The sequence below is a fragment of the Breznakia pachnodae genome (assembly GCF_030814225.1).
Classification (GTDB): domain Bacteria; phylum Bacillota_I; class Bacilli_A; order Erysipelotrichales; family Erysipelotrichaceae; genus Breznakia; species Breznakia pachnodae.
In genome coordinates this window covers 353100-364456 of sequence record NZ_JAUSUR010000002.1, presented here as the reverse complement: position 1 = coordinate 364456, position 11357 = coordinate 353100, and the positions used below count along the sequence as shown (strand labels likewise).

The following is an 11357-nucleotide window of genomic DNA, read 5'->3' as shown; positions in this document are numbered from 1 at the left end:
ATGGATGATAAAAATAAAGTAATTCAATTAGACATTGCCAGTGATATGAAAGAGAGTTTTCTTGATTACTCAATGTCAGTTATTGTGGCTCGTGCATTACCAGATGTAAGAGATGGTTTAAAACCAGTTCATCGTCGTATCATTTATGGTATGAATGAACAAGGTATGTACAGCGACAAACCTTATAAGAAATCAGCGAGAATCGTTGGGGATGTAATGGGTAAGTATCACCCTCATGGTGATTCATCTATCTATGATGCAATGGTTCGTATGGCTCAAGATTTCTCATATCGTTATCCTTTGGTTCAAGGACATGGAAACTTTGGTTCAATGGATGGTGATGGTGCTGCAGCGATGCGTTATACCGAAGCACGTATGTCAAAGATGGCAATGGAAATTGTTCGTGATTTACAAAAAGATACAGTAGACTTTCAAGATAACTATGATGGTGAAGAAAAAGAACCATCAGTTATGCCTGCTAAGTTCCCTAACTTGATTGTAAATGGATCAATGGGAATTGCGGTTGGGATGGCAACAAACATTCCACCACATAACTTAAGTGAAACAATTGATGCTACATTGGCAATTATTAAGAATCCTGAAATTACAACAATGGAATTAATGGAAAACCATATCTTTGGTCCTGACTTTCCAACTGGTGGAGTAATTTTAGGTCGTTCTGGAATTAAACAAGCATTTGAAACTGGTAGAGGATCTATCGTTACCAGATCAAAAGTAAATATTGAAGAAAAATCAAATGGTAAGACAGTTTTAATCTTTAATGAAATTCCTTATCAGGTAAATAAAGCTTCAATGGTTAAAAAGATTGCGGATTTAGTTCGTGATAAAGTAATTGAAGGTATTACTGAGTTACGTGATGAATCAAATAGAGATGGAGTAAGAATTGTACTTGAACTTCGTAAAGATGTTCAGGCGGATGTAATTTTAAATCAGTTATATCGTTTAACTCCATTACAGTCTTCATTTGGTGTAAACTTCTTGGCACTTGTAAATGGTGCACCTAGACAGTTAGGAATTAAAGAAGCATTAGAACATTACATTGCTCACCAAATTGAAGTAATTGAAAGAAGAACAAGATTTGATCTTAAAAAAGCAGAAGATCGTGCTCATATCTTAGAAGGATTACGTATTGCATTAGATCATATTGATGAAATAATCGCATTGATTCGTAATTCAAATGATGATGAAAGTGCTAAGAATGGATTGATGGAAAAATTTGAATTATCTGAAATTCAAGCCAAAGCTATTCTAGAAATGCAATTACGTCGTCTGACAGGATTACAAAGAGAAAAAATTGAAAATGAATACAGTGAATTAATTGCATTAATTGCTGATTTAAAAGATATTCTAGAAAAACCAGAACGTGTACGCCAAATTATTTGTGATGAATTAACTGAAATCAAAGAAAAATATGGTGATGAACGTAAAACGGAAATTAGTGATATTGGATTAGATATTGATGATGAAGATTTAATTCCAGTAGAAGATGTAGTTATTACCATGACTGCAACTGGATACATCAAACGGATTCCTAGTGATACTTACCGTACCCAAAACAGAGGTGGACGTGGTGTTAAGGGAATGAGTATGAATGAAGATGATATCATTGATATTCTGACAACTATGTCAACACATGATCACTTACTGATGTTCACAAACACTGGACGTGTATATCGCATCAAAGGATATAAGATTCCAAGTGGTTCAAGAACATCAAAAGGTATTCCTGTTGTAAACTTACTACAGTTGCAAGAAGGAGAATATATTAAATCATTAGTACCAGTTGATGGTAATGATGCAAAGTTCTTATTTTTCGTTACCAAGAATGGTCTTGTGAAGAGAGTAAGTGTTGATGAATTTACATTAATTCGTCAAAGTGGTAAGATAGCCATCACATTAAGAGATGATGATGAAATTATTGATGTTAAAGCTACTTATGGTGATACAGAGGTTATTATAGCTGGATCAAATGGTAAGGCAGTTCGTTTTGATGAAAACCAAGTACGTCCAATGGGTAGAAGTGCCAGTGGAGTAAAAGGATTTAATACAGATGGATCTGAAGTAGTTGGTGTTGCTACCAATAAAGAAGGTAAGTATCTATTATCAGTAAGTGAAAATGGATATGGTAAACGTAGTGAAATTGAAGACTATCGTTTAACTTCACGTGGTACCAAAGGAGTTAAGACCATCAATGTTACTGATAAAACAGGAAAATTAGTTTCTGTAAGGTCGGTAAATGGTGATGAAGATGCTATGATTATGACCAATGAAGGTATTATTATCAGAATCTCACTTGAAAATGTTGGGGTATATGGTAGAAATACGCAAGGGGTTAAGTTAATTAATGTTTCTGAAACGGAATCAGTTGCTCGTGTAGCAATCGTTGATAAAGAAGAAGAAATTGATGAAAATGCAGAAGTTACTGAAACAACAGAGACGGTAACTGAAACTGAAGTAGTTGAAGAAACTGCTGAAGCAGTAACAGAAGAAGAATAGAAATTAATTGACAGTGTCTTAGTAATAAGGTATAAATTAGATAAAGCGATGAAGAGGATAAGTAATTAAATACAGCAGCAAAGAGAATTGATGGATGGTGTAAATCAATGTGTGAGTTTAATGAAATCAACCTTGGAGTGAATTGAAGAAATATAGTATTCAATTACGGTAGTTACGTTATAACTTTGAGAACTTAATTGTTGAAGAAGGGTGGCAACACGTCAAAGACGTCCCTTTATGCCATCCTTCTTTTCTTTTATTAAAAGGAGGATTATATAATGATCGATATTAAATTTTTAAGAGAAAACCCAGATGCAGTAAAAGAAAATATTAAAAAGAAATTTCAAGACAGTAAATTAGAACTAGTTGATGAAGTTGTTACTTTGGATAAAGAAAGCAGACAAGTTCAGACAAGAGTAGATGAACTTCGCTCTAAGCGAAATAAAATTAGTAAAGAAATTGGAGCCTTGATGGGCCAAGGAAAAAAAGAAGAAGCACAAAAGATAAAAGAAGAAGTAAAATCGATTGCTGATGAACTAAGTGGATTAGAAGTTCGTGGAGAAGAAGTACAGGCTAGAGTAAAAGAAATCATGATGATTATTCCAAATATGATTGATGATAGTGTTCCAATTGGAAAAGATGATAGTGAAAATGTTGAACGTGAAATTATTGGTGATCCAGTAGTACCTGCGTTTGAAATTCCTTATCATGTAGACATTATGGAAACTTTTGATGGTATTGATTTAGATAGTGCTAGAAAAGTTGCAGGTAATGGATTCTATTATTTAATGGGTGATATTGCCAGACTTCATTCAGCAGTAATCACATATGCAAGAGACTTTATGATTGATCGTGGGTTTACATATTGTGTACCACCATTCATGATTAGAAGTAACGTTGTTACTGGAGTTATGAGTTTCAATGAAATGGAAAGTATGATGTATAAAATAGAAGGTGAAGACTTATATCTTATTGGAACAAGTGAACACTCTATGATTGGTAAATTCATCGATACAATTATTGATGAAAAAACATTACCTCAAAACTACACTAGTTATTCTCCATGTTTCCGTAAAGAAAAAGGAGCACATGGTTTAGAAGAAAGAGGAGTATATCGTATTCACCAATTCGAAAAACAAGAAATGATTGTTGTATGTAAACCAGAAGAAAGTCCAATGTGGTTTGAAAAACTATATACAAATACAGTAGACTTATTCCGCAGTTTAGATATTCCAGTTCGTGTACTTGAATGTTGTTCAGGTGACTTAGCTGATTTAAAGAGCAAGAGTGTTGATGTAGAAGCATGGAGTCCAAGACAACAAAAGTATTTTGAAGTAGGAAGTTGTTCAAATCTTACAGATGCTCAATCTAGAAGATTAAAGATTAGAGTTGATGGGGAAGATGGAAAATATTTCCCTCATACATTAAATAATACAGTAGTAGCTCCACCACGTATGTTAATTGCATTCTTAGAAAATAACTTAAATGAAGATGGATCAGTTGATATTCCTGAAGTCTTACAACCATATATGGGTGGTAAGAAAAGACTGGTACCTAATCAATAAGAAAAGGTAAATTCAAGGATGAAGAATAAACTTTTGTTAGGAAATCTTACTTCAGATCGTTTGGTTATAAAAGATGCAGTAATAGAAGAGGAACAACAATTAAAGAAAATTTGTGATTCATGGACAGATAAAGAATTATTAGAAGGTGATGCATTTACTGATGATTATATACGTAAAGGTATATTAGAAGGAGATTTACCTCCAGTAGAGAATGCTTCTAAAGAGAATCATCGATTTAAGTCAATTTATTTGGATAATACAATTATTGGATTTATTGATTTATATTTAGGATATCCTACACCTGATGTATTATGGATAGGATTATTTGTAATTGATAATGAATATCAATCAAAAGGATATGCTAAAGAAGTTATTAATGTATTAGGTAATGAAGTTAGGAATACAAACTATACTAAAATGGGAATAGGAGTATATTTAAAAAACTGGAAAGGTCTTAATTTTTGGATTAAAGAAGGTTTCAATAAAATTACTGGAATGTATGGAGATAAAGAATATAGTGAAAATACATTTGCTTTTATAGGAATGATAAAAGAATTAGATTAGACACTTACAATTGTAGGTGTCTTTTATGTTTCACGTGAAACATTTGTAATAATGTAAATACTATTTGATGATATAATGAAAACATGAAACTATTTATTAGAAGAGAAAACATGAAAAATAATTTTTTAATATATGATGAAAATGAAGTGTTGCTATATAGATTAAGTAATGAGGATATGTGGCTTACAGTTGATTTTGATTTATATGATTCAAAAGATAGATTAGTTGGAAATATTACAAATGGATTCTATTTATTTAAGACTAGTTTTCAAATAAGTATAAAAGGAAAAAAACTTTTGATTTACTACAAAAGTTTCCTTATACGGGAATAAGATATTATTTTGATAATCTTAATTGGAAATTATTAGACATGATATATATAATTATACGATTGTTGACAACGAAACAACTTTATTTAAAATAAATTATATAAAAGCTCGGTTTGATAGATGTATTGAATGTGATGTTTATGATGAATCACTTTATAAGGAAGCTATATGTATAACTATCGCAATTAAATTATTTAATAGATAACTAGATGTTTCACGTGAAACATCTAGTTACTAGTTGGATTATATTTACTAATTATGTTTTTAGTAAATGCCTTTATATCATCAGCATTTCTTTTATCTTCATAATACTGCAATGTTTGAACAGGAGTTTTATCATCAGAAACATATACATAGATTTTAGAATGATCTTTCATTTCAAATATTACACCTACATAAACATACTTATTAGTGAATACAAGGGGTTGAAGAACATCTCCAATAACAGTATGTTTAAATGGTTCTTCTTTACCTTCAAATTTTGCATCATCGTTGGCAACATAACATTTAACAATATCAGTATAGGAATAAGTTCCTTTTTTACCTTTTAGGATAGTAAATGTTTTATTATCTTTATCAAAATACATATTCTTAAATTCAACTTTTTCTTTCATAATGTAATATCCTTTCTCAATTAAACAGTATCATACTAGCTATCTATATTCAATTTTCTTAATAGAAAATTGAATGAATAATAGTTAGCAAAAAGTAGATAGTATATTTGTTTAAATGAGATGGAATTATCTCTTGAAAAATTTATATGATATGGTACAATAACAATGCTACTACAACATTAACTAACTAATCTGGTCAGATCGGGAACGAAGCAGCCACGTGGAAGCTCTAGTGTGTGTGGTAGCTTTTAATTTATCTGTGAGGTAATACCATGGACGAAAAATACATGAAAGAAGCAATTAAAGAAGCAAAAAAGGCATGGGCAAAAGATGAAGTGCCAATTGGTGCTGTCATTGTTAAAGATGGCAAAGTAATTGCAAGAGCCCATAACTTAAGAGAAAGTAAACAAATTGCTACAGCACATGCTGAAATTATAGCAATTGAAAAGGCCTGTAAAAAAATAGGATCCTGGCGATTAAATGATTGTACATTATATGTAACCCTTGAACCATGTGCTATGTGTAGTGGGGCAATGATATTATCAAGAGTTGGTCGAATCGTGTATGGTGCAAGTGATCCAAAAGGAGGATGTGTTGATAGTTGCATTAAAATGTATGAGCAACAAGGATTTAATCATTATCCTGAAGTAACATCAGGAATTTTAAAAGATGAGTGTTCATCAATGCTTACAACCTTTTTTAAAAACAAGCGAAATCAAAAGAACTAAACAAGAACATTGTTCTTGTTTTTTATATAGTTTAGGGTATCTAAATTTGTTATAATAGAACTTGAAGAAAGAAGGTAGAACCTATGGCATACAAGGCGTTATATAGAACATATCGTCCTGATAATTTTGAAGATATGGCAGGACAAAAACATATTATAAAAACACTTGAAAATGCAGTGCATAATAATAAGATTGCACATGCATATTTATTTTGTGGACCTAGAGGTACAGGAAAGACATCGACTGCTAAAATATTCGCAAAAGCAGTAAACTGTGAAAATGAAAATAAACCATGTGGTCACTGTAGTAACTGTTTAGCTGCTGCTGATGGAACACATCCAGATATCGTAGAAATTGATGCGGCAAGCAACAATGGGGTAGAGGAAGCTCGTAACTTAATTGATAAAGTAAAATATGCTCCAATTAAAGGAAAGTATAAGATATATATTATTGATGAGGTTCATATGATGTCACAAGGTGCATATAATGCATTACTAAAAACCATAGAAGAACCACCAGCACATGTTATCTTTATCCTTGCTACCACAGAACCTTACAAAGTTTTACCTACAATTATTTCAAGATGTCAAAGATTTGATTTCTCGAAAGTTCATAAGAACGATATTATAGGAAGACTAGATTATATTTGTAAACAAGAAAATATCACTTGTGAGGATGGAGTATTACCAGTGATTGCTGAATTAGCAGATGGTGGAATGAGAGATGCTCTAAGTATTCTTGATCAGTGTTATGCATATGCACCAGAGCTAATTAAAGTAAATGATATATTTGATATTTATGGTATCTTAACTACTAGTGAAAAACTGGAAGTATTTGAATTTGTTAAAAACAAACAAACAGCTGATTTAATGAATAAATTGGATACATGGGATCAAAGAGGAATTGATATCAAACGTCTGACAAACGATATGGTAGAAATATTAAAAGAAAAAGTAATCTATGATTATACTAAAGATTCAAGTATGTTATCAATCATGACTGTAGATGAAATGAATCAATTAAGTAAAGACAATTCAACAAAAGAAAGTCTGGCAATGATTGATATTCTAATGGATAGTTATGAAAAATATCGTTATGCTACTACAGTAATATCATATTTAGAGATTGCTTTATTAAAAATGATGGAAATTGTTTCACGTGAAACATTTGTAGAAACACCTACATTACGTGTAGAACAACCAAGAGAAAAACAGCCAGAAGTAATAACTAAACCAGAGGTTGTAGTTACACCTTCTATAGAAGAACCTATTCAAGAGGAAGAAGTAACACCTCAAGTAGAATCAATTAGTAGGGAAGAACCAAAGATAATAGAAGAACCTATTACAAATATAGAAGCAGAACCTATTATTGAAACAGTACCTCAGGAAACAATGCCATCAGAAGATGAACATATTAATCCTAAATCACAGGGAGAAGATTCTCAGCCATCTGAAATAATAACTGACCATGATGAATCAATGATTATTATGGAGCCGGATACAGATGATGAAATTATAGAAACATTAGAAGAAGTAGTTGAAATACAAGAGAGTCAGGCACCTAAGAAAGAATTTAAATCACTTGAAGATGAATATATCTTACGTTTATTAGTGAGTGCAAATAAAAATGAAAAAGAAGAAGACCGTATGCAAATGCAAAATATTGGTCAATATCGCTTGGAAATCGAATATGCGAAATATGCTAACTTATTAGACTCAAGTGATATAATTGCTAGTGGTGATAAGTTTATCATCGTAAGTACTAATTCACAGGCACAGGCAAATGAAATTAATGATTTGGATAAACAAAAAGAATTCTTACCATTTATTAATCAATTGCTAAAGAAAAAGAAAAAAGTATTTGCTATCTCTAATATACAATATGAAAGGGTAGTTGAAGATTTTAGAAATAAACATCGTATCAATGCACTACCAGCACCTGTTGTAATTGAGATAGAAGAAGAAATAGTTGAAAAGAAAGATGAGAAAATAGAAACATTAAATATTCTATTTGGACAAAACATCGATATTAAGGAGGACTAAGTATGGATTTAAATGCATTAATGAAACAAGCACAAAAGATGCAAAAGGATTTAGAAACAACAGAAAGTGAACTTAAACAAAAGAAATATACTTCTAGCGTTGGTGGTGGAGTTGTTGAAATAACTTTAAATGGAGGATTTCAAGTAGAAGAACTATCAATAAAAGAAGAGTTATTAGAAGATGGAAAAGAAATGCTTGAAGAAATGATTCAAATGGCAATTAATAATGTATTAACGCAGGCAACTGAAGATAAAGAAGAAAGCATGGCATCTCTTACTTCAGGAATGAATGTTCCAGGAATGTTTTAATGTATCCTAAAAAATTTGAAAACTTAATTGAATGTCTACGTAAATTACCAGGAGTTGGATTAAAGAGTGCAGAGCGATATGCCTTTGATATGCTTGAATACTCTGAAGAAGATATCAATGACTTTATTCAAAGTCTTGAAGATTTGAAAACTTCCATTCATCACTGTGAACGCTGTGGTAATTTATCAGAAGATAATTTATGTGAGATATGTAAGGATAATCGTAGAAATAAGAATATCATCTGTGTTGTACAACATCCAAAAGATGTTATTGCAATGGAAAAGACAAATGAATATCATGGAGTCTATCATGTTTTAAATGGTGTGATATCAACATCTAAGGGAATTATGCCTGATGATATCAACCTAATGACATTGCTGGATCGAATTAATGATGAGACACAGGAAATCATTATTGCAACTAATCCAACTGTAGAAGGGGAGACAACAGCACTGTATATTTCTAAACTATTAGAAAACAGAGAAGTTGCTGTTACTCGTTTAGCTCATGGATTACCAATGGGTGGTCATTTGGATTATGCAGATGAACTTACAATTATCAAAGCCATGGAAGGAAGAATAAAAATAAAGTAGCAGCTAAGTTAGCTGCTACTTTTGCGTCAAAAACTCTAATAGAGAATCGTAAGATGATTTTGCATCTTCATATCCCTGATCATAAAGACCTTTTAATTTGTCTAGATTTTTCTCTAACTGAGAAATTTTCACTTCTTCTTTTGGTTGTATTACAAACACTTTCTTTTGTCTTTTTAATAAATCAATTAAATTTAAAGTGTTATTATAATTGATATGTCGATTTTCAACTGCTTTGATAAACTTAGGATAGTTCTTAAATGATCTTCGAATTAAAGGCATCAAATTATTTTTACCTTTACGATAAGAAGGATCACGAGTTAAAATTACAACATTCTTTTCATAACCCAATGATTGTGCATAAGCGATAGGAATAGAGTCACAAATACCACCATCCAATAACTTACGACCATCTAGTTCAACTATCGGAGCCAGCAAAGGAATAGATATACTAGATTTAATATAATCAACATCCGTATACATATTCACAATCGTACGATAGAATGGCTCAGCTGTTTCTACATTACTAGATACAGTAATCAATTGTGACTTACTATTATGAAATGCATCATAGTCAAATAAGTTAAGTTTATTAGGAATATCATCAAAGATAAATTCCATACCAAAAGCACTTTTAGTTTTTACTAAATTACGAAAACTTAGATATTTGCTTCCTTTTAAATAATCGGTATTAACATGATAGTTTCTACCTTTTTGCTTTGATATAAAGTTACATGCATGGCAGGCACCAGCACTGACACCAATTACTGTTTCAAACCCTATATCTTTTTCTAAAAAGAAATCAAGAACACCTGCAGTATAGATTCCTCTCATTCCTCCACCTTCTAAAACTAATGAAGACTTGTACATAAATATCACCTCTATATATTTTCATATGATAACAAAAATCAACTAACTAAACAAGAGATTGATAAAGAAATCGTTTTCTATATAATAATAAAGATAAAACAGATTACCCTAGTTAATTTATGGACTTGCTTGAAATAAGTTGATATAATTTAGGAAAGGAAGTGATATATATGAAACTAATTTTAGCAATCATGTCGAATGATGACAGCCACAGTGTATCGAATGCACTAACAAAGGAAAACTATCAGGTTACTCGATTAGCAACAACAGGAGGATTCTTAAGAGCAGGAAATACTACATTAATTGTAGGGACTGAAGATGACAAGATTGATCGTGCAATAGAAGTAATTGGAGAATACAGTAGAAAAAGAACAGAAGTTGTTCCATCTACAGCATCATACGACATTGGCAGATTTGCATCTTTCCCTGTAGAAGTACAGGTTGGAGGAGCAACAATCTTCGTTGTAGATGTAGAAAAATTTGTAAAACTATAAAGAGGACGAGCAATCGTTCTTTTTTATTCGAGCATCAAAAGGGGCAAATCAAAATTGTGATGCTATAATGAACTTACTTAACAGGAGGATATTTAACAAATATGAAAACAATTTTAGAAAGCATTAAAGATAGAAGAAGTATCTATGCACTTAGCGATGAGAAAGTACTAAGTGAAGATAAATTAGAGGAACTAGTAAAGGAAGTAGCAATGCATGTACCATCACCATTCAATATGCAAAGTCAAAGAGTGGTATTGCTTACTGGGGAACAACATCATAAATTATGGAGTATTGTATTAGAAACATTACGTAAAATCGTTCCAGCAGAAAACTTTAGTACAACTGAAGATAAGATCAAGGGATCATTTGATTCAGGATATGCAACAATTCTTTATTTCGAAGACCAAGATGTAGTTGAAAACATGGGTAACCAATTCCCAAGTTACAAAGAAAACTTTATCGCATGGTCAGCACATGCAAGTGCAATGATGCAATATGCACTATGGACTACTTTAGAAGCAGAAGGTTTAGGAGCTTCGCTTCAACACTACAATCCATTAATTGATGATGAAGTAAAAGAAACTTGGAATTTACCAAAGCAATGGAAGCTAATAGCTCAAATGCCTTTAGGTAAACCAATCGCACCAGCTGGTGAAAAAGAATTCATGCCAATTGATGAAAAAGTAAGAGTATTTAAATAGTTAACATATTTGGAGTACATAAAGTACTCCTTTTT

At 31.6% G+C, this 11357-nt stretch carries 12 protein-coding genes, 1 other RNA gene and 1 other annotated feature; of the genes, 11 read left to right on the top strand and 2 right to left on the bottom strand.

Annotation, left to right across the window (positions count from 1 at the left end; translation table 11 throughout):
* The 4 genes from gyrA to J2S15_RS07605 all read left to right on the top strand — a co-directional run bounded on the left by gyrA (window position 1) and on the right by J2S15_RS07605 (window position 4978).
* A complete protein-coding gene (gene gyrA, locus J2S15_RS07620; RefSeq protein ID WP_307406975.1) occupies window positions 1-2517 on the top strand; it encodes a DNA gyrase subunit A in 2517 nt (838 codons plus the stop codon).
* Between the two features lie 39 nt (window positions 2518-2556).
* Window positions 2557-2755, top strand: a binding site (T-box leader).
* 40 nt (window positions 2756-2795) lie between these two features.
* A complete protein-coding gene (gene serS / locus J2S15_RS07615) occupies window positions 2796-4082 on the top strand; it encodes a serine--tRNA ligase (protein ID WP_307406974.1) in 1287 nt (428 codons plus the stop codon).
* Between the two features lie 18 nt (window positions 4083-4100).
* On the top strand, window positions 4101-4646 hold the full coding sequence (locus tag J2S15_RS07610; RefSeq protein ID WP_307406972.1) for a GNAT family N-acetyltransferase: 546 nt from the start codon (window positions 4101-4103) through the stop codon (window positions 4644-4646).
* A gap of 110 nt (window positions 4647-4756) precedes the next feature.
* Window positions 4757-4978 carry a hypothetical protein gene (locus J2S15_RS07605; RefSeq protein ID WP_307406970.1) on the top strand — a complete coding sequence of 74 codons (222 nt, stop codon included), beginning with the start codon at window positions 4757-4759 and terminating at the stop codon, window positions 4976-4978.
* Window positions 4979-5202: 224 nt separating this feature from the next.
* On the opposite strand, the gene J2S15_RS07600 is transcribed toward J2S15_RS07605, so the two are convergent.
* Complete coding sequence (locus J2S15_RS07600) at window positions 5203-5589, bottom strand: hypothetical protein (RefSeq protein WP_307406969.1); 387 nt, start codon at window positions 5587-5589, stop codon at window positions 5203-5205.
* Window positions 5590-5750: 161 nt separating this feature from the next.
* On the opposite strand from J2S15_RS07600, the gene ffs reads away from it, so the two are divergent.
* The 5 genes from ffs to recR all read left to right on the top strand — a co-directional run bounded on the left by ffs (window position 5751) and on the right by recR (window position 9260).
* Window positions 5751-5844: signal recognition particle sRNA small type (gene ffs, locus J2S15_RS07595), an RNA gene on the top strand.
* 17 nt (window positions 5845-5861) lie between these two features.
* Window positions 5862-6317 (top strand): tRNA adenosine(34) deaminase TadA, encoded by a 456-nt coding sequence (tadA, locus tag J2S15_RS07590; RefSeq protein ID WP_307406967.1) that lies wholly within the window; start codon window positions 5862-5864, stop codon window positions 6315-6317.
* A gap of 83 nt (window positions 6318-6400) precedes the next feature.
* Complete coding sequence (gene dnaX / locus J2S15_RS07585) at window positions 6401-8359, top strand: DNA polymerase III subunit gamma/tau (protein ID WP_307406966.1); 1959 nt, start codon at window positions 6401-6403, stop codon at window positions 8357-8359.
* 2 nt (window positions 8360-8361) lie between these two features.
* A complete protein-coding gene (locus J2S15_RS07580) occupies window positions 8362-8667 on the top strand; it encodes a YbaB/EbfC family nucleoid-associated protein (RefSeq protein ID WP_307406964.1) in 306 nt (101 codons plus the stop codon).
* A complete protein-coding gene (gene recR, locus J2S15_RS07575; protein WP_307406962.1) occupies window positions 8667-9260 on the top strand; it encodes a recombination mediator RecR in 594 nt (197 codons plus the stop codon). The genes J2S15_RS07580 and recR overlap by 1 nt, the downstream gene beginning before the upstream one ends.
* A gap of 15 nt (window positions 9261-9275) precedes the next feature.
* On the opposite strand, the gene J2S15_RS07570 is transcribed toward recR, so the two are convergent.
* The gene (locus J2S15_RS07570) at window positions 9276-10127 is read right to left on the bottom strand and encodes a patatin-like phospholipase family protein (protein WP_307406960.1); all 852 of its coding nucleotides are present in this window, start codon (window positions 10125-10127) and stop codon (window positions 9276-9278) included.
* Window positions 10128-10297: 170 nt separating this feature from the next.
* Between J2S15_RS07570 and J2S15_RS07565 the strand changes: the two genes are divergently transcribed.
* A complete protein-coding gene (locus J2S15_RS07565) occupies window positions 10298-10621 on the top strand; it encodes a cyclic-di-AMP receptor (protein ID WP_307406958.1) in 324 nt (107 codons plus the stop codon).
* 101 nt (window positions 10622-10722) lie between these two features.
* A complete protein-coding gene (locus J2S15_RS07560) occupies window positions 10723-11322 on the top strand; it encodes a nitroreductase family protein (RefSeq protein WP_307406956.1) in 600 nt (199 codons plus the stop codon).
* Window positions 11323-11357: the final 35 nt, after the last annotated feature.